Source organism: Thermotoga sp. 38H-to (genome assembly GCF_011057665.1).
Taxonomy (GTDB): domain Bacteria; phylum Thermotogota; class Thermotogae; order Thermotogales; family Thermotogaceae; genus Thermotoga.
This window is the reverse complement of sequence record NZ_LNFZ01000002.1, coordinates 298,112-323,464: the sequence shown is the minus strand read 5'-3', so window position 1 is coordinate 323,464 and position 25,353 is coordinate 298,112. Positions and strand designations below refer to the sequence as shown.

Genomic DNA, 25,353 nt, shown 5'->3' with positions numbered 1-25,353 from the left:
GGAGGGGGATTTTTTGATATCATTGAGACGAGGTGATATCGATGATTCCGTTATCAAGACCGGATATAAACGAGCAGGACATCGAAAGAGTAGTGGAAGTTTTAAAAAGCGGAAGACTCAGTCTCGGCGAGTACACGAAGCGTTTTGGAGAGATGGTGGCCGAATACACGGGTGCCAAATTCGGCTGGGCGGTGAGCAGTGGAACGGCTGCGCTCCACCTCATCCTGGAGAGTCTCGATATTGACGAGGGAGATCTGATCCTTGTGCCTTCCTTCACCTTCATCGCTTCTGTCAACGTGATCCTCATGAAAAAGGCAGTTCCCGTTTTCGTGGATGTGGACGAGAGAACTCTGAACGTTTCTCCAGAAACACTGGAGGAGACAGTGAAAAGGTGCCTCAAAGGATTCAAACAGGGAAACGTTGAGATAAGAGGAAAGCCCCGTCTTTTCATGGCCGTCGATGTCTTTGGACATCCTCTCGACTGGGATGGGATTTTCGACGTCTGTCAGAGGTACGGCATCACGGTGGTGGAGGACTCCTGTGAGGCTCTCGGATCCGAGTACAGAGGAAAAAAGGTGGGTACTTTTGGGATAGCCGGTGCCTTTGCTTTTTATCCGAACAAGCAGATCACAACGGGAGAAGGCGGCGTTGTTGTGACAAACGACGAAAAGATACACACCGTCGTGAAGAGTATGAGCAACCAGGGAAGAGGTGAGGGAGACGAATGGCTCTACCATGTACGTTTTGGTTACAACTACAGAATCGATGAGATGTCGGCCGTACTTGGATGTTCTCAGATGGAAAGAATCGAGGAGATCGTAGAGAAACGCACAGAAGTGGCGGAGAGATATTCAAAGATGTTGAAAGAATTTTCTTGGGTGAAGGTGCCCGTTGTGGAAGATTACGTCACTAAGATGAGCTGGTTCGTCTACGTCGTGAGACTGGAAGGTCCAGATAGAAACCGTGTGATGAGGTACATGGAAGAAAAGGGAGTCCAGGTTAGAAACTACTTTTATCCCGTCCACTTTCAGCCCTTCTACGAAAAACTCTTCGGCACCATGAGAGGATTGCTTCCCGTGACAGAGAGGGAATCTGAGAAGACACTCGCCATTCCGTTCTTCACGAGCATCACAGAAAGTGAACAGAAGACGGTAGTTGAGATCCTCAGAGAGGCGGTGGAGAAGGTTGGTTAGCCTTCTTCTCAGCGTTCTCTCCGGCCTTCTTACCGCTCTTTCAATGCCGGGATTCCTCTCCGGAGCTTTGATCTGGTTCTCTTTGATTCCACTCCTGTACGCGATGGAAGGCAGGGGTGTGTGGAAAAGGGCGCTTCTTTCTTTCGTTTACTTTTTCATCCACATACTGGTGACCTTTTTCTGGGTGCTTCCAACCCTGACGGAGAACGTGCCCCTCGTCTTTGGAAGATACCCTTCCTGGCTTGGAATCGTGGTATTTGTGCTGATGGGAGTCATCGAAGCCGTTCCCTTTCTTGGTTTTGGATTTATCTCGTACTTTGCACCGCGATCGATCGTTCTGAAAACTCTCTACCTTGCCTCCGTCTATACTATCTTCGAGTATCTCCGCGGTGTGGGAGAACTCGGATTCACCGGAGGAAGAATCTCAGAAGCGCTTTACAACCACACCGGGCTGATACAGATCGCTTCCATCACGGGAACACTGGGCCTCGTTTTTTTGATAGTTTCTCTGAACGTCCTCTTCTATGAGTTCTTGAAGAAAAGAAAGGGCTTTCTCATCTTTCCTGTGATTTTCTTCGTCTATCTGCTGAACTCTTCTGTTGTGCATCTTCTTCCCGTTCCTGAACGCGGTTCTTTCGAGGTGGTTACGCTCCAACCAAATGTTCCCACTTCGCTGAAATATTCTATGTCGAGTGGAGAGCTGCTTGAGCTTCTTGAGTCGATGACGAAGGATTTTCACGGAAGTATCGTGATCACTCCTGAGGCGTTCTTTCTGGAGGACGTGCGATACTCTCAGAAGCTGAGAGAGCTCTCGAAGGAGAACACCTTCGTGATAGGATTTCCCGCGGACAACCAGAACAGCGTATTCGTTCTGGAGGATGGAAGATTCAGAAAGGTCTATTCCAAGGTGAAACTCTTTCCCTTTGTGGAGAAACTGCCGTACCCAAAGATCTTCGGAGTTTTCAGTTTCTTGAAAGGATTGTCCTACTATGAACCTGGGCGGAGTTTTTCTGTCTTCAACGTTGGAGAAAGCCCTTCGCTCTCTGTTCAGATATGTTTTGAAAGTTACTTTCCGGAGGTATCACGTGCTTTTGTGAAAAACGGAAGCGAAATCCTCATCGTTGTGACGAACGATGGATGGTTTCATTATCGAACGGCGTTGTTGAATCACTTCGTCCAGGGGGTGTTCAGGGCCGTTGAAACGAGAAGACAGTTCCTTCAGGTGGCGAACACCGGGATCACGGGTCTCGTTGACGAGTACGGTAGAATAGTAGATGCTATTCCTCCGCAGGTGAGATTGGCAGGAGAGTTCCACATCAAAGCAAGAAAAGGTGAAACATTCTACGTCAGATACGGAGACTGGTTCTTTTACTTCTCTGTGATTCTGGCGGGAGTCAGTGTTTTCATTTCCAGACTGCGAGGTGAAAGGAATGAAGGTATCGGAATTCGATTATGAACTTCCACCAGAACTCATAGCGCAGGAGCCTGTGGAACCACGGGATGCTTCCCGTCTCATGGTGCTCCACAGAAAAACGCGACAAATAGAACACCGCATATTCCGGGAGATAATAGAGTACCTTGAACCCGGTGATCTGCTCGTTCTGAACGTGTCGAAGGTGATACCCGCCCGTCTTCACGCGAAGAAGAAAACGGGTGCCAGCATTGAAATTCTTTTGATAGAACGCTTAGAGGAAGGTATCTGGAAGTGCCTTGTGAGACCGGGTCAGAAGGTGAAAAAGGGAACGGAACTCGTGATCGATGACGAACTGTCCGTTGTCTGCCTCGGCCGTGGTGAAGATGGAACGAGGATTCTGAAGTTTCAGCCGCAGGACGACAGATTGATCTTCGAGAAGGGCAGGACACCTCTCCCGCCGTACATAAAAAACGAGGTTCCCCTCGAGAGGTATCAAACCGTGTACGCGAAAGAAGAAGGTTCCGTCGCAGCGCCAACCGCAGGGCTTCATTTCACACCTGAGCTCATAGAGAAGTTGAGGGAAAAGGGAGTTCAATTCGCTGAAGTCGTTTTGCACGTGGGAATAGGGACTTTCAGGCCCGTGAAGGTTGAGGAAGTGGAGAAACACAAGATGCACGAGGAATTCTACCAGGTTCCAAAAGAGACGGTCAAAAAACTCAGGGAGACGAGAGAAAGGGGAAACAGAATTGTAGCGGTTGGAACAACAACGGTGAGAACCTTGGAGACAATCGCCAGACTTCCCGAGCAGGAAGAATACGTGGGAAAAACCGATCTCTTCATATATCCACCCTTCGAGTTCAAACTCGTCGACGCCCTGGTTACAAACTTCCATCTTCCTCGTTCCACCCTTCTCATGTTGGTTGCAGCGTTCGCGGGGAAGGAGTTCGTCATGGAAGCCTACAGGGAAGCCGTGAAAAGAAGATACAGATTTTTCTCTTTCGGCGATGCGATGCTGATTCTGTAACGATTTGGAAAAAACACCCTTCTCTTAAACACAAGGTATAGAAAACGAAAATATGTGAACAGTATAATGGAGGTTGGGTTCCTTGAGGATCCTTGGGGTAGATCCCGGCTATGGAATTGTGGGAATAGGCATCATTGAAGTGTCTGGAAACAGGATCTCTCACGTTTTCCACGGAACGATAGAGACTCCCAAAGATTTCCCAGGAGAAAAGAGACTGAAGCGAATATACGAAGAATTTTTGAAAGTTCTTGAGCGCTTCTCTCCAGACGAATGCGCCATGGAAAAGCTGTTCTTTGTGAAGAACGTTACCACTGCCATAGGTGTGGGGGAGGCACGTGGTGTACTTCTTCTCGCTCTCGCGGAAAAAAACATACCTGTCTTTGAATACGCACCGAACGAAGTGAAGGTTTCGCTGTCGGGATATGGAAGGGCAAGTAAGAAGCAGATTCAGGAAAATATAAAGCGTTTTCTGAACCTTTCGGAAATTCCCAGACCCGACGATGCGGCGGACGCACTCGCCATAGCTTGGTGTCACGCCCTTCAGAGCAGAACAAGGAGGGTAACACATGGAGAAAATTGAAAATCTGAAATGGAAAGATGTAACACTCGAGAGTATAGAGATAGATCCCGACGCTGGTGTGGTTCTCGTTTCTGTAGGAAAATTTTCCACCGAAGTGGAGAATCTTGTTCGTTTACTTGAGAAGGAAACGCGGTTTCGAGTCATCGTGAACGGTGTACAAAAAAACAACGGGAATCTAAAAGAGAAGATACTCTCCCTCCTCAACGGTAACGTCCCTTACATAAAGGATGTTGTTTTCGAGGGAAACAGATTGATTCTGAAGGTACTAGGAGATTTCGCACGGGACAGGATCGCCTCCAAACTCAGGAGTACGAAAAAACAGCTCGATGAATTGCTGCCTCCCGGAACGGAGATCATGCTTGAAGTCGTGGAACTTCCAGAAGATCTCTTGAAAAAAGAATTACCACAACCAGAAAAGGGAGAAGAACCAAAGGGTGAAGAAGTGAAGATCGAGGACGAAAACCACATCTTTGGACAGAAGCCCAGAAAGATCGTCTTCACTCCCTCGAAAGTTTTCGAGTACAACAAAAAGACATCGGTGAAGGGCAAGGTCTTCAAAATAGAAAAAGTTGAGGGTAAAAAGGCGGTCCTTCTGATTTATCTGACGGACGGAGAGGATTCTCTGATCTGCAAAGTTTTCAACGACGTTGAAAGGGTCGAGGGGAAGGTATCGGTTGGGGACGTCATCGTTGCTACAGGAGACCTCCTTCTCGAAAACGGGGAGCCCGCCCTTTATGTTAAAGGAATCACAAAACTTCCCGAAGCTAAAAGGGCAGACAACTCTCCAGTCAAGAGGGTAGAGCTCCATGCCCACACCAAGTTCAGCGATCAGGACGCGATAACGGATGTGAACGAATATGTGAAACGAGCCAAGGAATGGGGATTCCCCGCAGTAGCCCTCACGGATCATGGGAACGTTCAGGCGATACCTTATTTCTACGACGCGGCGAAAGAAGCTGGAATAAAACCCATCTTCGGTATCGAAGCGTATCTGGTGAGTGATGTAGAACCCGTCATACGGAATCTTTCCGACGATTCATCGTTCGAAAATGCCACGTTCGTTGTTCTCGACTTCGAAACGACGGGCCTCGATCCGCAAGTGGATGAGATCATCGAGATAGGAGCGGTGAAGATACAGGGTGGACAGATAGTGGATGAGTACCACACCCTCATAAAGCCTTCCAGGGAGATCTCGAGAAGGAGCTCGGAGATCACCGGAATCACTCAAGAGATGCTGGAAAACAAAAGAAGCATCGAGGAAGTTCTGCCGGAATTCCTTGGTTTTCTGGAAAATTCCATCATCGTTGCCCACAACGCCAACTTCGACTACAGATTCCTGAGGCTGTGGATCAAAAAAGTGATGGGAATAGACTGGGAAAGACCCTACATAGATACGCTCGCCCTCGCGAAATCCCTTCTAAAACTGAGAAGCTACTCTCTGGATTCCGTTGTGGAAAAGCTCGGACTGGGTCCTTTCCGGCACCACAGGGCCCTGGATGACGCGAGGGTCACCGCTCAGGTTTTCCTCAGGTTCGTTGAGATGATGAAGAAGATCGGAATCACGAAGCTTTCAGAAATGGAAAAGTTGAAAGATACGATAGATTACACCGCGTTGAAACCTTTCCACTGCACGATCCTTGTTCAGAACAAAAAGGGATTGAAAAACCTCTACAAGCTGGTTTCTGACTCCTATATAAAGTACTTCTACGGTGTTCCGAGGATCCTCAAGAGTGATCTCATCGAAAACAGAGAGGGGCTGCTTGTGGGAAGTGCGTGTATTTCCGGTGAACTCGGACGTGCCGCCCTCGAAGGAGCGAGCGATTCAGAACTCGAGGAGATCGCAAAGTTCTACGATTACATAGAAGTCATGCCACTCGACGTTGTAGCAGAGGACGAGGAGGACCTGGACAGAGAAAGACTCAAAGAAGTGTACCGAAGGCTCTATAGAATAGCGAAAAAGCTGAACAAGTTCGTCGTCATGACCGGTGATGTTCACTTCTTAGATCCAGAAGACGCCAAAGGCAGAGCAGCGCTTCTGGCACCTCAGGGGAACAGGAACTTTGAAAACCAGCCCGCACTCTACCTCAGAACGACCGAAGAGATGCTCGAGAAAGCGATGGAGATATTCGAAGATGAAGAGATCGCAAGGGAAGTGGTAATAGAGAATCCCAACAGAATAGCCGATACGATCGAAGAAGTGCAACCTCTTGAGAAGAAGCTCCATCCGCCAATCATAGAGAACGCCGACGAAATAGTGAGGAACCTCACCATGAAGAGGGCGTACGAGATCTACGGTGATCCACTTCCCGAAATCGTTCAAAAGCGTGTGGAAAGAGAACTGAGTGCCATCATAGATCACGGGTACGCCGTTCTCTATCTCATCGCTCAAGAGCTTGTTCAGAAATCTCTGAGCGATGGTTACGTGGTTGGATCCAGAGGATCCGTTGGATCTTCACTCGTGGCCAATCTCCTCGGAATAACCGAGGTGAATCCTCTACCACCACACTACCGGTGTCCGGAGTGCAAATACTTCGAGGTTGTCGAAGACGACAGGTACGGAGCGGGTTACGACCTTCCCGACAAAAACTGTCCAGTGTGCGGTGTTCCTCTCAAAAAAGACGGTCACGACATACCGTTTGAAACGTTCATGGGGTTCGAGGGTGACAAGGTTCCCGACATCGATCTCAACTTCTCGGGAGAGTATCAGGAACGAGCTCATCGTTTCGTGGAAGAACTCTTCGGGAAAGACCACGTCTACAGGGCAGGAACCATAAACACCATCGCGGAAAGAAGTGCGGTGGGTTACGTGAGAAGCTACGAAGAAAAAACTGGAAAGAAGCTCAGAAAAGCAGAGATGGAAAGGCTCGCTTCCATGATCACTGGTGTGAAGAGAACGACGGGCCAACATCCGGGCGGTCTCATGATCATACCTAAGGACAAAGAAGTCTACGATTTCACTCCGATACAGTATCCAGCCAACGATAGAAACGCGGGAGTGTTCACCACGCACTTCGCGTACGAAACGATCCACGACGATCTGGTGAAGATAGATGCACTCGGTCACGATGATCCTACTTTCATCAAGATGCTAAAAGACCTCACCGGAATTGACCCTATGACGATTCCCATGGATGACCCCGACACGCTCGCCATATTCAGTTCTGTGAAGCCCCTCGGTGTGGATCCAGTTGAGCTGGAAAGCGATGTGGGAACGTACGGTATTCCAGAGTTTGGAACCGAATTTGTGAGGGGCATGCTCGTTGAAACGAGGCCAAAGAGCTTTGCAGAACTTGTGAGGATCTCAGGACTGTCACACGGTACAGACGTCTGGTTGAACAACGCGCGTGACTGGATAAACCTCGGCTACGCCAAGCTCTCCGAGGTTATCTCGTGTAGAGACGACATCATGAACTTCCTCATACACAAGGGAATGGAACCGTCCCTCGCCTTCAAGATCATGGAAAACGTCAGAAAGGGAAAGGGTATCACGGAAGAAATGGAGAGTGAAATGAGAAGGCTGAAGGTTCCAGATTGGTTCATCGAATCATGTAAGAGGATCAAATATCTCTTCCCGAAGGCTCACGCTGTGGCTTATGTGAGCATGGCCTTCAGGATCGCTTACTTCAAGGTTCACTACCCTCTTCAGTTTTACGCGGCTTACTTCACGATAAAGGGTGATCAGTTCGATCCGGTTCTCGTCCTTAAAGGAAAGGACGCCATAAAGAGGCGCTTGAGAGAACTCAAAGCGATGCCCGGTAAAGACGCTCAGAAGAAGAACGAAGAGAGCGTTCTGGAAGTTGCTCTGGAAATGATACTGAGAGGTTTTTCCTTCCTGCCACCCGACATCTTCAAATCCGACGCGAAAAAATTTCTGATAGAAGGAAACTCGTTGAGGATTCCCTTCAACAAACTTCCAGGACTGGGTGACAGTGTGGCCGAATCGATCGTCAGAGCCAGGGAAGAAAAACCGTTCACTTCGGTGGAAGACCTCATGAAGAGAACCAAAGTCAACAAAAATCACATAGAGCTGATGAAGAGTTTGGGGGTTCTCAGAGACCTTCCAGAAACGGAACAGTTCACACTTTTCTAATCCAGAAGAAGCGCCATGACAAGCACATCTTCAAAAGAGCCGTCGTCCCTTCTGACGGCCTTTCTCTTTACTCCCTCGAGTTCGAAGCCGAGTTTTCTGTAAAGGCTTATAGCCCTTTCGTTCGACTTCAGAACTTCGAGCTGGATCCTTATGAAACCATTCCTGCGTGCCCATTCTATGGCGCTTGTGATCATTCTGGTTCCGATTCCAATGCCCCAGTATCTCTTCTTCACGCTTATACCTATTTCTCCCACGTGCTTCGTCCTCTTTCTTCCGAACCCCGTGAAGGTCAGCAGAGAAACGATTTCTCTGTTGATCTCGCCCACTATCATGAGCTTTCCAGGGTTGCTTCTGTACATTCTTATGTAGTTCCTTTCCGTGGAAACATCGTAAACCTCATCCGGTCGGGTGATCAGAAAATCCGTTTCTGATGTTACTTCTTTCATGTACTCCACAATTCTTTTTGCGTCCCAGATGCTGGCTTCTCTTATCAGGAGCAGAGAACCGTTTTTCAGGAATTCCTTTCTTGGAAACATTCACTTTTCCTCCAGTTCGAGTGCCCTTTTGTAAGAAGACACCAGAGACTCTATAACACCACTTCTCACGGCGAACCTCTCCATTGTGATGAGTCCTTCTATGGTTGTTCCGGCCGGAGAGCTCACCCTGTGTTTCCACAGAGCCGGATGTTCGTCCGTCTCTATTAAAAGCTCCGCGGAACCTCTGAAGAGCCTGTAAACGAGTTTTTTTGCCGTATCAAATGGGATCCCCATCTTCAGTGCAGCATCGAGGAATGCCTCCACCATGACGAAGATGAAGGCCGGGCCACTTCCGGTTAGAGCGGTGATGGCTGAGAAAAGTTTCTCCTCTATTTCAACGACGAAACCGAGTTTTTCAAGGAGTGATTTGACGAGATTTCTTTCTTCAAGGCTCATGTCGGTGCTGAAGGCTGCGGCGAGCACACCTTCTCCCACTCTCACAGCGACGTTCGGCATAACCCTTGCCACCTTTTGAATATCGTACTTTCTTATCTCTTCGATTCTCAGGCCGGCAACTATCGAAAGAAAAATTCCGTCGAAACCCTTCAGTGTACTGAGCGCAATGTGGGAATCCTGAGGTTTGACCGCGAGAACTATCAGATCTGCCTCACGAACTTTTTCCAGATCGGCAACTTCGTATGGAAACGCATTGAATCGGGAGAGTTTTTCTCTGTCTTTTTCGACAAGGAGAATCCTTTCGGCCTCTTTCGAGAATTTCTCTGCGAAGATTGAACCCATGTTTCCAACACCGACGATACCGATCGTCATGATCTTCCCTCCCGGTCTTTTTGGATATTATACAACCTGAAGAGGTCTTGAAAATTCCCGTGTAGCTGGTAAAATAGAAACCGGAGGGAGGCCAGCGTAGCTCAACCGGCAGAGCGGCGCATTCGTAATGCGCAGGTTGTGGGTTCGAGTCCCACCGCTGGCTCCATTTCTTTTTAATGGAGGGGTGTGAAACATTTCCGACGAATTTGAAGAAAGATTTCTGAATTTTTTGAAGGAAGAAAAGCTGCTTGAAGAAGGAGAACACGTGTTGGTAGCAGTCTCCGGCGGAATAGATTCGATGACCCTCCTGTACGTTCTGAAAAAATTCTCCCTCCCTTTGAAAATAACGGTCACAGCGGCTCACCTCGATCACAGGATAAGAGAGTCTTCCAAAAGGGACAGGGAGTTTGTGGAAAAGATCTGTCGCCAGTGGAACGTTCCTGTAGAAATAGCAGAGGTGGATGTTCCTTCCCTCTGGAGAGATTCGGGTAAGACACTGGAAGAGATCGCAAGAGAGATAAGATATGATTTTCTGAAGAAAACAGCAGAGAAAGTCGGTGCCACGAAGATCGCCCTCGCACATCACAAGAACGATCTTCTGGAAACGGTCGTCCACAGGCTGGTAAGAGGAACAGGCCCTCTCGGTCTTGCCTGCATTTCTCCAAAAAGAGAAGAGTTCATCAGACCTCTTCTTGTCTTCAAGAGGTCTGAAATAGAAGAGTACGCCAGGAAGAACGGTGTTCCATACGTCGTTGACGAAACCAACTACGATGTCAAATACACGAGAAACTTCATCAGGCACAGAATAATTCCCCTCATGAAAGAATTGAACCCCACCGTGGAGGATGCTGTCTATAGACTGGTTTCTGTCACCCATTTGCTGAGAAATTTCGTTGAAAGAACCGTGCAGGATTTTGTCGAAAAAAATGTCTGTTTCTACGAAGATTACGCTGTATTCAATGAACCGGAAGATCCTTTTCTCTTCCTCGAAGTCACAAGATGGGTGTTGAAAGAGATGTACGGAAGAATTCCGGAATATGAAAAGCTGATCGAAACTTTGAAATCGAAGAGAGTGGATCTCTGGAGCGGGACTTTCGTCGAGCGATCTTTCGGTTATACGGCCGTAGGGAAGACCGTTTTCAGGAAAAAATACCGGGTTGAGGTGAAAGATGAATCGCTGGAGATAGAAGGGTTTAAAATAAGAGTGGTGAAGAACAGAGACACTATGAAATTTTGGGTCAGAAACAGAAAAGAAGGTGATAGAATAATAGTCAACGGCAGAGAGAGAAAATTGAAAGATGTTTTCATCGAGAAGAAAGTCCCAACTTTCTACAGAGACAGGGTTCCTCTCCTCGTCGATGAAAGAGATCGGATTCTCTGGGTCCCGGGAATCGCCCGATCAGACTTTTTGCCAGAAGATGTGGTTGTGGAACTCCTGGAATACCCTGTCGGTTATGTGAAAGGAGGTACGTATTTTGAACAGGTCTAACATCTGGAATCTACTGTTCACGATTCTCATAATAGTAACACTCTTCTGGCTCGCCAGATTTTTCTACGTCGAAAGCTCACCTGTGTCCAAACTGAGTTACACGAGTTTTGCTCAAATGGTCGAGGACGAAAAAAGCGTGGTTTCAGAAGTTGTGATCAGAGACGACGGGGTGCTGAGAGTTTACACCAAAGACGGCAGAGTTTACGAAGTGGACGCCCCGTGGGTCGTGAACGATTCGCAACTCATAGAAAAACTGGTCTCGAAGGGAATAAAAGTCTCGGGAGAGAGAAGCGGAAGCAGTTCTTTCTGGATAAACGTCCTCGGCACCCTCATACCGACGATACTCTTCATAGTCGTGTGGCTCTTCATCATGAGGAGCCTCTCCGGAAGGAACAACCAGGCGTTCACGTTCACAAAGAGCAGGGCAACGATGTACAAACCCTCTGGGAACAAGAGAATCACTTTCAGGGACGTTGGAGGAGCGGAAGAAGCTATAGAGGAACTCAGAGAGGTAGTTGAGTTTCTGAAAGATCCTTCCAAATTCAACCGAATCGGTGCAAGAATGCCCAAGGGTATTCTCCTTGTAGGGCCTCCGGGTACCGGTAAAACGCTCCTTGCGAGGGCAGTCGCGGGTGAAGCGAACGTTCCATTCTTCCACATCAGCGGTTCTGACTTTGTGGAACTCTTCGTGGGAGTCGGTGCCGCGAGGGTGAGGGATCTCTTCGCCCAAGCGAAGGCTCACGCTCCCTGTATCGTCTTCATCGATGAGATCGATGCTGTGGGAAGACACAGAGGAGCGGGGCTCGGAGGAGGACACGATGAGAGGGAACAGACCCTGAACCAGCTCCTCGTGGAGATGGATGGATTCGATTCAAAAGAGGGTATCATAGTCATGGCTGCCACGAACAGACCCGATATACTGGACCCAGCTCTTTTGAGACCCGGAAGGTTCGACAAGAAGATCGTGGTCGATCCACCGGACATGCTCGGAAGAAAGAAGATCCTTGAGATCCACACAAGAAACAAGCCACTCGCGGAAGATGTGAACCTGGAGATCATAGCAAAGAGAACGCCTGGTTTCGTCGGAGCGGATCTGGAGAATCTCGTCAACGAAGCGGCCCTTCTCGCAGCGAGAGAGGGTAGAGACAAGATAACAATGAAGGATTTCGAGGAAGCCATAGACAGGGTGATAGCCGGTCCTGCAAGAAAGTCGAAGCTGATCAGCCCGAAGGAAAAGCGTATCATAGCGTATCACGAAGCGGGACACGCCGTGGTATCCACCGTGGTTCCAAACGGAGAGCCAGTCCACAGAATTTCCATAATCCCCAGGGGATACAGAGCACTCGGATACACACTTCATCTCCCTGAGGAGGATAAGTACCTTGTCACGAAGAGTGAACTTCTCGACAAACTCACGGCGTTGCTTGGAGGCAGGGCAGCGGAAGAGGTGGTCTTTGGCGATGTGACGAGTGGAGCAGCCAACGACATAGAGAGGGCCACGGAAATCGCGAGGAACATGGTGTGTCAGCTGGGAATGAGCGAGGAGCTTGGACCTCTCGCCTGGGGAAAGGAAGAGCAGGAAGTCTTCCTTGGAAAAGAGATCACCCGACTCAGAAATTACAGCGAAGAGGTGGCAAACAAAATCGACGAAGAAGTGAAAAAAATAGTGACGAATTGCTACGAAAGGGCGAAAGAGATAATAAGGAAATACAGAAAGCAACTGGACAGCATCGTAGAAATACTACTGGAGAAAGAAACGATAGAGGGAGACGAGTTGAGGAGCATTCTGTCGGAAGAGTTTGAAAAGGTGGTGGAATGATGGATTTTGATTTCCTTGAGGGGAAAAGGATCACAGAAGACGTGGCTCTCGACGAAACTATGGTGTGGAACGAAGATGTCGAGATGCTCGATCTCCACCTTGTTGCAACTTCAGCCCTGATAGGTGTGGTTCACAAGGTGTCGTACGAGCTGTTGAGCAGGTATCTTCCCGACGATTACACGGCGGTTGTTGTGGAGAGTCTGGCAAGACATGTGAAGGCCGTTCCAACGGGAACGAGAGTCGCTGTCGGTGTAAGGGTGATAGGAGTTGTCGGAAACAGGGTGAAATTCAGAGGAATTGTGATGAGCGGTGACGAAAAGATACTGGAGGCCGAATTCGTCAGAGCGATAATTCCCAGGGAAAAGCTCAGGAGGTTAGTCCTTGAGAAGACCGAGAAGACCACAAGATTTTTTGGAATATGAGAAAGTGTTGAAATTCAGAGAAAGTGAGAGACAAATTGAGGAAACAGAGACAAAGGGCGACATTCGAGTCGCCCTTGTTGTTCCCTCCAGCTACGAAGTAGCGACCTCTGGACTCGCTTTCCACTACATCCAGAAACTCCTCAACTCCCATCCAAGGATCAGGTGTGAGAGATTCTTCTACGACGAGGCTTTCAAGAAGTTCTACTCTCTCGAAACGCAAACTCCGATAGATGAGTTCTACATATGGCTTTTCTCCGTGAGCTTCGAAAACGACTTTTCAAACCTCCTCGATATTCTGAAGAAAAAAGACGTTCCTCTTTCCTGGAAAGAAAGAGAAGATTATCACCCTCTCATAATAATTGGCGGGGCGGTCACCTATTTGAACGAGGAATTCCTCATTCCGGTGGCGGATGCCGTCTACTACGGTGAGCTGGAAAAATACCTGGATCTGTTCACGGAAGCCCTCACAGGAGAAACGAAGCAGGAAATCTTGAGTTCTCTTTCCAGGATTCCCGCTGTGGAGGTTCCCTCTCTGAAAGAACACAGCGAAATAGCAACAGGAGTTGATCTGAACGATTTTTTGCCTCACTCCAGCGTTGTTCCATCGCGGGGAGTTTTCCCTGGAAAACTTCTGGTCGAGGTGGGAAGGGGATGTATAAGGCGCTGTGCTTTCTGCATATTTGGAAAGAATCTGAAGCCAGCAAGGTTCGTGAAACCTGAAAGATTCGAAGAGCTGGTGAAAAACACCCCGTACAGTGAGTACGGTCTCATAAGCGCCACCATAACCGATTACCCCTGGCTCGAGGATCTCCTCGATACAGTGGAGAAATATCAACTGAAGATCTCGGTTTCTTCCCTGAGACTCGACCGTCTTTCGGGAAGATTGCTCAGGGTTCTCAAAGACTCCGGTCAGAGATCTTTCACGATCGCTCCAGAGGCGGGATCGCAGCGAATCAGGGATATTCTGCAAAAGGACATCACCGATGGACAGATAGAGGACGCCCTGAAACTGGCAAAGGAACTGGGGTTCGACAGGGTGAAGATGTACTTCATCTACGGACTCGAAGAAGAGACGGAGGACGATCTTGAAGCCTTCAAGAAACTCGGAGATCTCGCGGTTCGGCTCGGGTACAGAGAGGTCCACATGAGTTTCAATCCACTCATTCCAAAGCCGGGAACGGAATTCGAAAAAAGAAAAATGGAACCGGTCGATGTTCTGAGAGAAAAAGAAAAAATTCTGAAGAACCTGCTCAAGAACTTCAGAGTCGACTTTGAGAGCATCAGAGAATCTGTGATTCAGTACACGATCGCACACGCCAGAAAGGAAGAGATAGAAAGCTGGCTGAGATTCTTTGAAAAATCAGATAAAAAGTCACTTGGTAAGTTGATTTACGAAGAAGGGAGGAAAAGACTGTGTTGAAGGAGAAGCTTCTGAACAAAACGGCTCTTCTCGGTGTGATCGGGCTTGGGTACGTGGGTCTCCCGCTCGCCGTTGAAAAGGCAAAAGCGGGGTACAGAGTGCTTGGATTCGACATACAGAAGAAGAGGGTCGACATGGTGAACCGTGGGGAGAACTACATAGGAGACGTGGTCGATGAGGACCTCAAAGAACTCGTGGAAAAGGGCATGATCAGAGCCACCACGGATTTTTCCGAGATGAAGAACTGCGATGTTGTCACGATATGTGTTCCAACGCCCCTCGGGAAGTACAAGGAGCCCGACCTCACCTACGTCATAAACACCACAAAAGAGATCGCAAGGTACCTCCACAGAGAAATGCTGGTCGTTCTGGAGAGCACCACCTACCCGGGAACCACCGAAGAAGTCGTCTTGCCCATACTGGAATCCACCGGGCTGAAAGTCGGGAAAGATTTCTATCTCGCCTTCAGTCCTGAAAGGGTGGATCCCGGAAACAAAATTTACAAAACGAAGAACACACCGAAGGTGGTCGGTGGTGTAACGGAAAAATGCACGGAGCTCGCGAAGATCCTCTATGAAAACGTACTCGAGGCACCCGTTCACACCGTCTCTTCACCGAGAGCAGCGGAAATGGCGAAGGTGCTCGAGAACACCTTCAGGCTGGTCAACATCTCCCTCATAAACGAAGTGGCCATCGTCGCGCGAAGAATGGGAATCAACATCTGGGAAGTGATAGACGCAGCCGCTACAAAACCATTTGGATTCATGCCTTTCTACCCCGGGCCCGGTGCGGGGGGACACTGCATTCCAATAGATCCCTTCTACCTCGCTTACAAAGCCAAAGAGTACGACGTGAGGCTCGATCTTGTGGAGATGGCCGGTGAGATAAACGACTTCATGCCTGAGTACGTGGTGATGAGGGTTCAGGATATTCTGAACGAGAGAAAGAAGCCGTTGAACGGCTCGCGCGTGCTCCTTCTTGGAGTTGCGTACAAGGGTGACATAGACGACACAAGGGAGTCACCCGCACTGAAGGTCTGGGACCGTCTCGAAAAGAAGAAAGCGATAGTCGAATTCTTCGATCCTTACGTTCCGGAAGTGAAGAGAGGAGACAGAATTCACAAACGGGTCGAGCTCACGGAAGAATACCTGAAGGGCGTGGACATCGTGGTGATCACGACCGCCCACAAGAACGGAGTGGATTACGACTTCGTGGTGAAGAACGCGCCCGTGGTATTCGACACCAAGAACATCACAAAAGACGTGAAGGAAAACAGAGACAAGATCATCCTGCTTTGAACCTTCTGATCGCTTCGTCGATCTCCGGGATCTGTCTTATCAGGAAGACGTAAGAGAGAACGACGAGCGAAACGACGATTATCGTGAGGACCCTCCAGAGGGTCCTCCTTTTCCACGAGAAGGGTTTCATTGTGTATCCAAGAAGCATTCCAGACAGGAAACCGCCAAGGTGAGCCGCGTTGTTGATGTTCGTGCCCGGGAGGAATCCGTACACGACGTTGATCAGAATGATGGGAAGAAGCGACACGCCGGTCACCGGTTTCATGAAGAAGGGAGTGTCTTTTCGAAAACCCGCCGCGAAGAGTATTCCGATGAGGCCAAAGATCGCACCACTCGCCCCAACGGAGATCGTGTCGTGGTAGAACACGTGCGTCGCCAGATTACCCACGATTCCGGTGAAAAAGTAGCCGATCAGGAACTTCTCCGTTCCGTATATATCCTCCACGATCAGGCCAAAGTAGTAAAGTGCGTAGGAATTGAACAGTATGTGGAGTATTCCCCCGTGAACGAACAGGGCGGTGATCAACCTGAACCAGTCTCCCGCATCGACTCTGGGACCGTACTGGGCCCCGTATCTCAACAGAAGAAGCATCTGAAGGATAGGATCCCTGTTTGAGAAAACACCAGAGAAAGTCATCATCACGAATACGAACGCGTTGAAGAGTAGAATGAAATAAACAGCTTTTTTTCTCATCAAAGCTTTACTCCTTTCATCTCTTCTGTGGAGAAGTCGAAGGGATACTTCACCGGTTTTCCTTCCAGGAAAGACCTGTATATTCCAAGGACTATCTCCACTGCCTTTTTGCCATCTTCTCCGGAGATGTAAGGCTTCCTGTCGTTCGTCACGGCCTCGTAAAAATCTCTGTACACGTACTTGTGACTGTCTCCGTACACCGTGTCCGGATCCGGTAGATTCATGAACGGATGACCCTCTTCCCCCTCGAACCTCCAGGTGAGGATCCTGTTGACGGCGAGTCCACCGATGACCACCGTTCCTTTCTCACCGAAGATAGCGAGTGTCTCTTCTAGGTTTCTCGGAAACACGTTGCTCGTTGCTTCTATCAGGCCCGTCTTCCCGCCTTTGAACTTCACAATGGCGAAGCCTTCATCTTCCGCCTCTATGTACGGGTGATTCGTGTTCGCTATGTGCCCGTAGATCTCCTCTATCTCTCCTCCGAGGAACCACTGAAGAAGATCTATGGCGTGCGTGGACTGGTTCATCAGGACCCCGCCGTCCATCTCCCAGGTACCTCTCCAGCTCGCCTGTTTGTAGTAATCCTCGTTTCTGTTCCACCTCACGGCGACAGACGCGTAGAAGATCTTTCCAAACGCCCCCGAATCGAGTTTTTTCCTCACTTCCTGAACAGGTGGATTGAATCTGTTCTGGAAGAAAACACCGAGTTTTAGATTCTTTCGTTTCGAGAGTTCTATCATCTCGTTCATGTGCTTCGTCGAAAGTGCCATGGGTTTTTCCACAAGGACGTGTTTTCCGGTTTCGAGCGCCTCCATGGTGATCTGGTAGTGTTTTCCGCTCTCGGTGGCTATGGAGATCACGTCTACGTCTTCTCTTTTGAGGAGCTCTTTGTAGTTCGTCATTGTCTCGGGTCTTCTCAAGCCCGACTTTTCGAACTGTTCGGCGGCGCGGTTTGCCCTTTCTTCCACGAGATCACACACCGCCACCGTTTCGAACAAATCACGTGTTTCAATCAGCGCTGGAACGTGTTTCCTCTGCCCGATCCTTCCGCATCCCACGAGTGCTATCCTCAGTTTCATAATGAACCTCCCTTTCGAAGATCAAAAGACCAATCACCACAAGCACAACTCCTCCCACAAGAAGAACGGAGGGAAGTTTCAGTTTCAGCAGGTGTTCCGCCACAGCCGTTACAACTGGTATGTAGTATATCATGTTCGTTGTCGTTCTGCTTCCCAGTCTCTCTATGGCTCTGTTCCAGAGAAAGTAGGCAAGACCCGAGCAGACGAGTCCCAGATAGAGAAGCGAAATCACGACAAGAGGGCTCATCTCGCTTATCTGCTGGAACTTTCCGGCTGAGAAAGGAAGGAAGAACACAACGCCCCAGAACATGATCCCCGCGTTTTCCCTGAAGGAGAGACTCCCGAGACTTTCTATGTGGTGAGTGTAAAAGACCCACGACAGAGCCGCGCCGAAGGCGAGAAGGTCTCCGAGGGGATTCAGTTTCAGAACGAACCTGCCGTTCAAAACGACGAGGGCCACCCCGAGAAAGGACAGGATCACACCCAGGTACATCTTCGGAGTGGTTTTCTTTTTCTGAACGAGATGCGAGAAAAGGAGAAAGAATACAGGAGCTGAAGACACTATGATCGCTGCGTTGGTGGGCTCTGTGAACATGAGGGCGGAATTCTCGAACGCGAAGTAGCTGAACACTCCCCAAAAGCCAGCCATTACGATATTTCTATTGAAAAGCTTTGGTCTTCCACCGGATACGAAAAAAAGAAAAAAGAAAGCGAAGATGAATCTCAGAAAACCCGCAAAGAACGGATCCAGAACCTGAACTACCACTTTGGTGGCAAGAAAAGAGATCCCCCAGAACACCACCACGAGCCACGCGAAGAACCTTTCCAAAATCATCTCTCCCTTCTCAGCACCTCACCGATCTTGGGAACGAAGTCCTTCTTTCTGGACATAACCCCCTTCAAAAGAAAGAGGTCGTCTTTTCTTTCCACGTTGAAGGCTTTTTCCACGAGTTTTTGATCTCCCTCCACCATAACAAGGCTTGTTTCTTCCACTGGATTCGTGAAGAGCACAAAGAAGTGATTAACACCGAATTCTCCCTTGAGGGTCTTCAGTGTGTTCATGAAACGTTCCTTTTCTTTCAAAAGTGTTGAAAAGTCCGACGTCATTATCTGAGAAACGGCGAAGGATTCTTCGCCTATCTCGTAAACTTTCACATCGCGTTTCAAGAGTTCAACAGGGTCGACGTCTTCCGGTATTTTCATCCCTTCTTTCAGTAATTTCTTCGCGAATTTTTCCAGATCGAGCTTGGCAACGTCAGCTAAGAAATTCGCCATCTTCTTGTCTTTCTCTGTAGTCGTGGAAAGTTTGAAGAAGAGCGTATCGGAGACTATGCCTGAAAGCAGAATTCCGGCTATCTCCCTTTCCATCTTCACACCGTTTTTCAAGAAGAACTCTGCCACGATTGTTGAGGTGCTTCCGACAGGTTCGTTGTAGAAGAAAACGGGATTCAGAGTGCTCAGTCCACCGAGCCTGTGATGGTCTATGATCTCGAGGATTTCCGCTTTCTCGACTCCTTCCGGTGCCTGGGTGATCTCGTTGTGATCCACAAGGATCACCTTTTTCCTCACATCTTTGAGCAGGTCCGTCCTAGTTATAACACCACAAAGCCGCCCTTTCTCGTCTTCTACGAACGCTGCTCTTATCTTCGAGGTGAAGACGATCTCTTTTACTTCTTCGAGTGTGTCCTTCTTCGTCACCGTGGGGAATTTCTTGCTCATCACGAGGGTCACGGGGAGTGAGAGGTTTATGAGCTTTGCGGCGCCGAACGCGTCGAATTTTACTCTCACAATGGCAGCGTTCTTTTCCTTTGCTATTTCAAGCACCCTGTTTGATACTGGAGCGTTGTTCACAACTATCATGAGCTTCGCTCCTTTTTCCAGAAGAGCGATCTGGGCCGGTTCGTTGTCTCCCACGATCACCACGTCACCTATCTCTATCTTTCCCAGGAGCACGTGGAGAGCATCCACCGCTATGTGAACCTTTCCAGCCACGATTTTTTCTTTCATGTGGTCACACACGACCTCTGCTTTCAACACCCTGACGAGCTGATCGAATGGAACAGGATGAATAACCAGTGGTTCGATTTTCAACCTCCTCACATAAACCCTGGCGAGGTTACTCTCGGTGACCACCCCTATCATTTTCTCTTCTGAAACCACCGGGACGTTCTTTATTCCTTTGCTTTCCATGAGCATGGCCACGTCGTAGACGGAAGTGTCCGGAGGGACGAAAATGGGATTTTTCAGCTCGAGATCTTCAACGGTAGGTTCGAGCGTTTCAATGAGGAGGGGTGGATTCATTCCGAAATATTTGAGCACGAAGAGGGACTCGTTCGTGAGATCGCCGCTCCGAGCTGGAATGAATGTTTTTCCCTTTTCCACATTGTTTTTGAAGTGTGCGTACCCTATTGCAGAGCACACGCTATCGGTATCCGGGTTTTTGTGGCCTATCACGTACACTCTTTCCAATGCTTTCACCTCCACTACTAAAAAGATTCTATCAGATGATATAATCCTTATCGAGAACGTGACCATGGGAGGAGGAATACGGTGTTGAGAAAAGACATAGGAATAGATCTCGGTACGGCGAACACGCTCGTTTTTCTCAGAGGGAAAGGCATCGTGGTGAACGAGCCTTCTGTGATAGCGATAGATTCGAGCACAGGTGAGATACTGAAAGTCGGTCTCGAGGCGAAGAACATGATAGGAAAAACCCCCGCCACGATCAAGGCCATAAGACCCATGAAGGATGGTGTAATAGCAGATTACACCGTGGCTCTTGTCATGCTCAGATATTTCATAAACAAAGCCAAGGGCGGCGTGAACCTGTTCAAACCCCGTGTGGTTATAGGAGTTCCCATAGGAATAACGGATGTTGAGAGAAGGGCCATTCTCGACGCAGGTCTCGAGGCGGGTGCCAGTAAGGTCTTTCTCATAGAAGAGCCCATGGCGGCTGCGATAGGTTCAAATCTCAACGTTGAAGAACCTTCCGGGAACATGGTGGTGGACATCGGTGGAGGAACAACGGAGGTCGCTGTCATCTCACTTGGAAGTATTGTCACATGGGAATCGATACGTATCGCGGGAGACGAGATGGACGAAGCCATAGTTCAGTACGTGAGAGAGACCTACCGGGTGGCGATCGGTGAGAGAACGGCCGAACGGGTGAAAATAGAGATAGGAAACGTCTTTCCTTCCAAAGAAAACGACGAGCTCGAAACAACGGTTTCCGGGATAGACCTTTCCACCGGACTGCCCAGGAAACTTACTCTGAAAGGAGGAGAGGTGAGGGAAGCTCTCAGAAGTGTGGTGGTGGCTATAGTGGAGAGTGTGAGAACCACTCTGGAAAAAACTCCTCCAGAGCTCGTTTCCGACATCATAGAGCGCGGAATCTTTCTCACCGGTGGAGGATCTCTCCTGAGGGGACTCGACACTCTGCTTCAGAAGGAAACGGGAATCAGTGTCATCAGGGCCGAAGAACCACTCACCGCTGTAGCCAAAGGGGCAGGAATGGTTCTGGATAAAGTGAATATTCTAAAAAAACTTCAGGGTGCTGGGTGATGAAAAGACTGATTCTTTTTCTTCTCTTCCTCACCGTTTTCTTTCTGAACGAGACTTTCAACGTGTCTGAAAAATTACAGCCCCTTTTTTACAGAATAACTTTTCCCTTCCTGAAGCTGAGAGCCACAGCTCAGGAGGTGATTTTGAGGCTTCAAAACAGAGTTTATCCGGGTGATGTTTATCTGGGATACAGTACTGTGGGAAACCTCTTCTTCGTGACCGGAGAAGGAGAGGATTATTTCTACATTCTGGGTGAAGCGAAAGAAGGTGCCATTGTTCTTGACCCGCTGGAGAAGAGGTTCCTTGGGATAGTTGTGGAAAAAGGCCCTATTTCAAAGGTTATGAGGGTGTTTTCTGACGAATTCGTGGAGAAGGTGAGGGTGGTAAACGATCGCGAGTCTGTTGTGGGGGTTGTCAAGGGGGGACACGTTCCCAGACTTTCCATCATTGAAGATATTGATGTGACGGGCTGGAAGGTGTACTTCGAAAGCGAAAAATGGAACGTGGCCTTCAAAGAGTACCTGTTCATAGGAACCGTGGCGGGACGGGGTGAGGAGTACTTTCTGTTGAACGTGACACGGGACATTCCGGACAGGGTGATCGTCATCGGGGTGGTAGAATGATTTACGCTCTTGCCTTTCTCAGCGTCTTCTGGGACTACGTCTTTCAGGACGTTTTGAGTTTCTTTCCCGCCTTTCTGGGGCTTGCCTTCTACAGGAGAAACATTCCCCTTTTGTTTCTTGTGCTTTTGATCAGGCTCTTTGCGCTTCCAGGATACTGGTATATCTTTGTTTTGATCGTATTTTTGATCTTTGACGCCCTGAGAGAACATTTCTCTTCGGTGATGCTCCCCGCTGTTGTTCTCGTGGCCGTCGGCTGTCTTGTCGGTGAGATCCAGATACTGCCGATTTTGCTCTCCACCACTGCTGGCATTGTGTTCATTCTGGGAGGATCTAAGCGGTGAAGAACAGGTTGATTCTGATCCTGATGGCCCTATCGTTTGTTTTGATCATCATGAAAGCCTTTCAGGTGCAGATCCTCGAACACGAGAAACACAAAAAATACATAGACCTTCTCCAGACAAGGCTCGTGAAGATCCCAGCTCCACGGGGAAGGATCATCTCCAGTGATGGAAAAGTACTTGCGAAGGATGAAGTGGTGTACGTTCTCGATCCGTGGCTGAACAGCATAGATGAATTGAAAAAGACAGAGCTCTTCACTTCCGAGGAGATTCTTTCACTCGTCAAAGGCGAATCCATAGTCATCGACAAAGCGAGAGCGGATGTGCTTTCGAAGGCTGGGGTGCGAGTTGTCATGGATTACAGGAGAAAGTACGAACCACTCGCACCACATGTGGTTGGCTACGTGAACGCCGACAGGACGGGAGTGTACGGTGTGGAGAGTGTGTACGACGAATTGCTGACGGGAACGGACGGCATGAAGATGGTCTTCGTGGAGCCGTCTGGCGCGATATCTTCCGAAGTCCTTCGAAGTCCTCCGAAACCCGGCGAAGACGTAACACTCACGATCGATTCCAGGATACAGAAAGTCGCCGAAGAATCTCTTGAAAAAACTGGAAATCCGGGCTCTGTGATCCTCTCTGATGTCAGAACAGGAGAAATCCTCGTTCTCGCATCGTTTCCAGGATACAATCCCCAGGATTTTTACGAGGGCTTCACAAAAAGAGAGTGGGAAAGGCTCGCCAGAAATTCACCTTCTCCTCTGGTCAACAGAGCGATATCGTCCGCGTACAGCCCGGGATCTTCCATAAAGGTCCTTTGGGCCATAGCTGCTTTGCTGAACGGAGTCGATCCAGAAGAGAAGATCAACTGCCGTGGAGTGTTCGATTACAGAAACAGCAAGGGAGAAGTGGTGGCAAGATACAAGGACTGGAAAGAGGAAGGTCACGGCCTCACCGATCTTAGAAAGGCGATCAGGGTCTCCTGCAACGTCTACTTCTATCAGCTGGGACTGAAGATCGGTGTGGACAAAATGGTCGAAGTTGCGAAGAAGCTAGGTATCTTCGAAAAGACAGGAATAGACCTTCCAGGCGAGAAGAACGGCACACTTCCAACCCCCGAGTGGAAGATGTCCAAGATAGGAGAACCCTGGTATCCTGGTGATACCATCCTGATGTCCATTGGACAAGGGTATCTCACAGCGACTCCTATGGAGCTTTTGAAGCTTGTTTCACTTGTGGCGAACGAAGGAATATTCTACAGACCACACGTGGTGAAAAAAATCGGATCGAAAGCGGTGAAACCGGAGATAGAAACGCAAGTTCAGATCGATGAGAAGATATGGACCTTTATCAAGGATGCCATGGTCGACGTGACGTCCTTCAAAGGAAACGAAAAGGAAGACCCCGGAACTGCGTACCACGTGTTCGGAGACTTTCCGTACAGAGTGGCTGGGAAAACGGGTACCGCAGAGACCGGGAGTGGTGCTCCTCACTCGTGGTTCATAGGTTTTGCTCCCGCGGAAAATCCGGAAGTTGCGATCGTGACTATGGTAGAGCACGGGGGATACGGTTCCGGTGTAGCGGCCCAGATAGCAAGAGAGGTTCTGGAAGAATACTTCAAACTGAAAGAAAGTGCTCAAGAAACTCCCGCGTCCTCTCGTTCTCGGGATTAGAGAAAATCTTCTCGGGAGGCCCCATCTCAACGATTTTTCCATTGTCCATGAAAACCACCCTGTCGGAGACGTCATGGGCGAACCTCATTTCGTGTGTCACGATCAGCATGGTCATACCCGATTGGGCCAGGTCCTTTATGACGTCGAGCACCTCTTTCACGAGCTCAGGATCGAGAGCGGAGGTGGGTTCGTCGAAGAGCATGAGCTCCGGGTCCATCATGAGGGCCCTCGCTATGGCCACCCTCTGTTGCTGTCCACCGGAGAGGTTTCCGGGCTTTTCGTTTATCTTTTCGATGAGACCCACCCTTTCCAGGAGCTTTCTCGCTTTTTCTACAGCTTCATCTTTCGGCATGTTCTTCACCTTCATCGGAGCGAGTATGAGGTTGTTCAGGACGGAAAGGTGCGGAAACAGGTTGAACTGCTGAAAGACCATACCTATGGAACTCCTTATCCTGTTTATGTTCCTGTGGGTGATGAGTTCACCTTTGAAATAGATCTTCCCCTGTTGATACTCCTCGAGCAGGTTTATACAGCGAAGAAGGGTGCTCTTTCCGCTGCCGCTCGGGCCGATGATGGAGATCACTTCACCCTTTTTCACCTCGAGATCTATTCCCTTGAGCACGTAGAGTTTTCCGAAGTACTTGTGAAGACCTTCGACTTTTAAAACGGTCATACTTTCAACCTTCCTTCCACGAACTTCACCAGTCTGGAAACGGAGAAGGTGATGGCGAAGTAGATCAGCGCCACACCGCCGTATATGGGAAAGCTCATAAAGGTTCTGCTCACGATGTATTGAGCGCTTCTCATGAGTTCCACGGTTCCTATCACCATGGCGAGGGAACTGTCCTTTGCGAGGGCGATGAACTCGTTTCCGAGGGCCGGAAGTATGTGCCTGAAGGCCTGGGGAAGGATCACATAGATCATCGCCTGTGCGTGTGACATACCGAGAGATCTCGCCGCCTCGTACTGTCCTTTTGGAACGGATTGTATCCCCGCCCTCACGATCTCGGCGACGTACGCACCGCTGTTTATTCCGAGCGCAACGACAGCGGCTGTGAACCTGTCGAACTCGAGTCCCAGCTCGGGAAGTCCAAAGTACACGAGAAACAGCTGGACCATCAGGGGTGTTCCCCTGAGAAACTCCACGTAGACAGAAGACGGATACCTAATGATCCGGTACTTCGAGAGTCTTCCCATGCCGACGAAGATCCCTATGGCTAGTCCCATGAGGACGGCCAGAGAAGTGAGCTGAAGGGTGCGCAGGGCACCCTTCAGAAGGAGCGGCAGATTATCCACAATCACTCTCAACCATTCTGGCATCCTTCATTCCTC

The 25,353-nt window shown here is 49.2% G+C and carries 22 protein-coding genes and 1 tRNA gene; 15 read left to right on the top strand and 8 right to left on the bottom strand.

Going from position 1 to position 25,353, the window contains the following annotated elements:
• Positions 1-41 precede the first annotated feature (41 nt).
• The 5 genes from AS158_RS05690 (at position 42) to polC (ending at position 8,301) form a co-directional block, all read left to right on the top strand.
• Complete coding sequence (locus AS158_RS05690; protein ID WP_165304686.1) at positions 42-1,193, top strand: DegT/DnrJ/EryC1/StrS aminotransferase family protein; 1,152 nt, start codon at positions 42-44, stop codon at positions 1,191-1,193.
• Complete coding sequence (lnt, locus tag AS158_RS05685) at positions 1,186-2,649, top strand: apolipoprotein N-acyltransferase (RefSeq protein WP_165304685.1); 1,464 nt, start codon at positions 1,186-1,188, stop codon at positions 2,647-2,649. Before AS158_RS05690 ends, lnt begins: the two co-directional genes overlap by 8 nt.
• Positions 2,624-3,631: a tRNA preQ1(34) S-adenosylmethionine ribosyltransferase-isomerase QueA gene (queA, locus tag AS158_RS05680; RefSeq protein WP_165304684.1), complete on the top strand. Its 1,008-nt coding sequence runs from the start codon at positions 2,624-2,626 to the stop codon at positions 3,629-3,631. The genes lnt and queA overlap by 26 nt, the downstream gene beginning before the upstream one ends.
• An 82-nt stretch (positions 3,632-3,713) precedes the next feature.
• A complete protein-coding gene (ruvC, locus tag AS158_RS05675; protein WP_038054572.1) occupies positions 3,714-4,211 on the top strand; it encodes a crossover junction endodeoxyribonuclease RuvC in 498 nt (165 codons plus the stop codon).
• The gene (gene polC, locus AS158_RS05670) at positions 4,198-8,301 is read left to right on the top strand and encodes a DNA polymerase III subunit alpha (RefSeq protein ID WP_165304683.1); all 4,104 of its coding nucleotides are present in this window, start codon (positions 4,198-4,200) and stop codon (positions 8,299-8,301) included. The genes ruvC and polC overlap by 14 nt, the downstream gene beginning before the upstream one ends.
• Here the strand turns inward: polC and AS158_RS05665 are convergent.
• Both AS158_RS05665 and proC read right to left on the bottom strand, forming a co-directional pair.
• Complete coding sequence (locus AS158_RS05665; RefSeq protein ID WP_165304682.1) at positions 8,298-8,837, bottom strand: GNAT family N-acetyltransferase; 540 nt, start codon at positions 8,835-8,837, stop codon at positions 8,298-8,300. The genes polC and AS158_RS05665 overlap by 4 nt on opposite strands.
• The gene (gene proC / locus AS158_RS05660; protein WP_165304681.1) at positions 8,838-9,605 is read right to left on the bottom strand and encodes a pyrroline-5-carboxylate reductase; all 768 of its coding nucleotides are present in this window, start codon (positions 9,603-9,605) and stop codon (positions 8,838-8,840) included.
• Between the two features lie 90 nt (positions 9,606-9,695).
• On the opposite strand from proC, the gene AS158_RS05655 reads away from it, so the two are divergent.
• From AS158_RS05655 to AS158_RS05630, 6 genes are all read left to right on the top strand, one after another.
• A tRNA-Thr gene (locus tag AS158_RS05655) sits at positions 9,696-9,771 on the top strand.
• Positions 9,772-9,870: 99 nt separating this feature from the next.
• Positions 9,871-11,094: a tRNA lysidine(34) synthetase TilS gene (gene tilS, locus AS158_RS05650; protein ID WP_241241260.1), complete on the top strand. Its 1,224-nt coding sequence runs from the start codon at positions 9,871-9,873 to the stop codon at positions 11,092-11,094.
• Positions 11,081-12,913, top strand: a complete 1,833-nt coding sequence (gene ftsH, locus AS158_RS05645; protein ID WP_165304680.1) for an ATP-dependent zinc metalloprotease FtsH — start codon at positions 11,081-11,083, stop codon at positions 12,911-12,913. Before tilS ends, ftsH begins: the two co-directional genes overlap by 14 nt.
• Positions 12,910-13,335 (top strand): thioesterase family protein, encoded by a 426-nt coding sequence (locus tag AS158_RS05640; RefSeq protein WP_165304679.1) that lies wholly within the window; start codon positions 12,910-12,912, stop codon positions 13,333-13,335. Before ftsH ends, AS158_RS05640 begins: the two co-directional genes overlap by 4 nt.
• A complete protein-coding gene (locus AS158_RS05635; protein WP_165304678.1) occupies positions 13,295-14,755 on the top strand; it encodes a radical SAM protein in 1,461 nt (486 codons plus the stop codon). The genes AS158_RS05640 and AS158_RS05635 overlap by 41 nt, the downstream gene beginning before the upstream one ends.
• The gene (locus AS158_RS05630; protein ID WP_165304677.1) at positions 14,749-16,053 is read left to right on the top strand and encodes a nucleotide sugar dehydrogenase; all 1,305 of its coding nucleotides are present in this window, start codon (positions 14,749-14,751) and stop codon (positions 16,051-16,053) included. Before AS158_RS05635 ends, AS158_RS05630 begins: the two co-directional genes overlap by 7 nt.
• Here AS158_RS05630 and AS158_RS05625 read toward each other — a convergent pair.
• The 4 genes from AS158_RS05625 to AS158_RS05610 are packed head-to-tail and all read right to left on the bottom strand — an operon-like array spanning position 16,040 to position 20,295.
• Positions 16,040-16,747, bottom strand: a complete 708-nt coding sequence (locus tag AS158_RS05625) for a rhomboid family intramembrane serine protease (RefSeq protein ID WP_165304676.1) — start codon at positions 16,745-16,747, stop codon at positions 16,040-16,042. The genes AS158_RS05630 and AS158_RS05625 overlap by 14 nt on opposite strands.
• The gene (locus AS158_RS05620; protein WP_165304675.1) at positions 16,747-17,826 is read right to left on the bottom strand and encodes a Gfo/Idh/MocA family oxidoreductase; all 1,080 of its coding nucleotides are present in this window, start codon (positions 17,824-17,826) and stop codon (positions 16,747-16,749) included. Before AS158_RS05620 ends, AS158_RS05625 begins: the two co-directional genes overlap by 1 nt.
• Positions 17,756-18,661 (bottom strand): DMT family transporter, encoded by a 906-nt coding sequence (locus tag AS158_RS05615; protein ID WP_165304674.1) that lies wholly within the window; start codon positions 18,659-18,661, stop codon positions 17,756-17,758. Before AS158_RS05615 ends, AS158_RS05620 begins: the two co-directional genes overlap by 71 nt.
• A complete protein-coding gene (locus tag AS158_RS05610; RefSeq protein ID WP_165304673.1) occupies positions 18,658-20,295 on the bottom strand; it encodes a putative manganese-dependent inorganic diphosphatase in 1,638 nt (545 codons plus the stop codon). Before AS158_RS05610 ends, AS158_RS05615 begins: the two co-directional genes overlap by 4 nt.
• Positions 20,296-20,376: 81 nt before the next feature.
• Between AS158_RS05610 and AS158_RS05605 the strand changes: the two genes are divergently transcribed.
• Genes AS158_RS05605 through AS158_RS05590 form a run of 4 tightly spaced genes read left to right on the top strand, consistent with a single transcriptional unit; the run spans position 20,377 to position 24,021 of the window.
• Positions 20,377-21,387 carry a rod shape-determining protein gene (locus AS158_RS05605; protein ID WP_038054543.1) on the top strand — a complete coding sequence of 337 codons (1,011 nt, stop codon included), beginning with the start codon at positions 20,377-20,379 and terminating at the stop codon, positions 21,385-21,387.
• Positions 21,387-22,010 (top strand): hypothetical protein, encoded by a 624-nt coding sequence (locus AS158_RS05600; protein WP_165304672.1) that lies wholly within the window; start codon positions 21,387-21,389, stop codon positions 22,008-22,010. The genes AS158_RS05605 and AS158_RS05600 overlap by 1 nt, the downstream gene beginning before the upstream one ends.
• The gene (locus AS158_RS05595) at positions 22,007-22,351 is read left to right on the top strand and encodes a hypothetical protein (RefSeq protein ID WP_038054537.1); all 345 of its coding nucleotides are present in this window, start codon (positions 22,007-22,009) and stop codon (positions 22,349-22,351) included. The genes AS158_RS05600 and AS158_RS05595 overlap by 4 nt, the downstream gene beginning before the upstream one ends.
• Positions 22,348-24,021, top strand: a complete 1,674-nt coding sequence (locus AS158_RS05590; RefSeq protein WP_165304671.1) for a penicillin-binding transpeptidase domain-containing protein — start codon at positions 22,348-22,350, stop codon at positions 24,019-24,021. The genes AS158_RS05595 and AS158_RS05590 overlap by 4 nt, the downstream gene beginning before the upstream one ends.
• Here AS158_RS05590 and AS158_RS05585 read toward each other — a convergent pair.
• The gene (locus AS158_RS05585) at positions 23,966-24,694 is read right to left on the bottom strand and encodes an amino acid ABC transporter ATP-binding protein (RefSeq protein WP_165304670.1); all 729 of its coding nucleotides are present in this window, start codon (positions 24,692-24,694) and stop codon (positions 23,966-23,968) included. The genes AS158_RS05590 and AS158_RS05585 overlap by 56 nt on opposite strands.
• On the bottom strand, positions 24,691-25,341 hold the full coding sequence (locus tag AS158_RS05580) for an amino acid ABC transporter permease (protein WP_038054528.1): 651 nt from the start codon (positions 25,339-25,341) through the stop codon (positions 24,691-24,693). The genes AS158_RS05585 and AS158_RS05580 overlap by 4 nt, the downstream gene beginning before the upstream one ends.
• Positions 25,342-25,353: the final 12 nt, after the last annotated feature.

Bases quoted from the DNA above. Each gene is read 5' to 3' on its own strand.
- AS158_RS05620 (WP_165304675.1), bottom strand. From the start codon at position 17,826: ATGAAACTGAGGATAGCACTCGTGGGATGCGGAAGGATCGGGCAGAGG.
- queA (WP_165304684.1), top strand. From the start codon at position 2,624: ATGAAGGTATCGGAATTCGATTATGAACTTCCACCAGAACTCATAGCG.
- AS158_RS05640 (WP_165304679.1), top strand. From the start codon at position 12,910: ATGATGGATTTTGATTTCCTTGAGGGGAAAAGGATCACAGAAGACGTG.
- AS158_RS05600 (WP_165304672.1), top strand. From the start codon at position 21,387: ATGAAAAGACTGATTCTTTTTCTTCTCTTCCTCACCGTTTTCTTTCTG.
- AS158_RS05665 (WP_165304682.1), bottom strand. From the start codon at position 8,837: ATGTTTCCAAGAAAGGAATTCCTGAAAAACGGTTCTCTGCTCCTGATA.
- AS158_RS05585 (WP_165304670.1), bottom strand. From the start codon at position 24,694: ATGACCGTTTTAAAAGTCGAAGGTCTTCACAAGTACTTCGGAAAACTC.
- AS158_RS05625 (WP_165304676.1), bottom strand. From the start codon at position 16,747: ATGAGAAAAAAAGCTGTTTATTTCATTCTACTCTTCAACGCGTTCGTA.
- AS158_RS05615 (WP_165304674.1), bottom strand. From the start codon at position 18,661: ATGATTTTGGAAAGGTTCTTCGCGTGGCTCGTGGTGGTGTTCTGGGGG.
- proC (WP_165304681.1), bottom strand. From the start codon at position 9,605: ATGACGATCGGTATCGTCGGTGTTGGAAACATGGGTTCAATCTTCGCA.
- polC (WP_165304683.1), top strand. From the start codon at position 4,198: ATGGAGAAAATTGAAAATCTGAAATGGAAAGATGTAACACTCGAGAGT.
- AS158_RS05690 (WP_165304686.1), top strand. From the start codon at position 42: ATGATTCCGTTATCAAGACCGGATATAAACGAGCAGGACATCGAAAGA.
- AS158_RS05580 (WP_038054528.1), bottom strand. From the start codon at position 25,341: ATGCCAGAATGGTTGAGAGTGATTGTGGATAATCTGCCGCTCCTTCTG.
- AS158_RS05595 (WP_038054537.1), top strand. From the start codon at position 22,007: ATGATTTACGCTCTTGCCTTTCTCAGCGTCTTCTGGGACTACGTCTTT.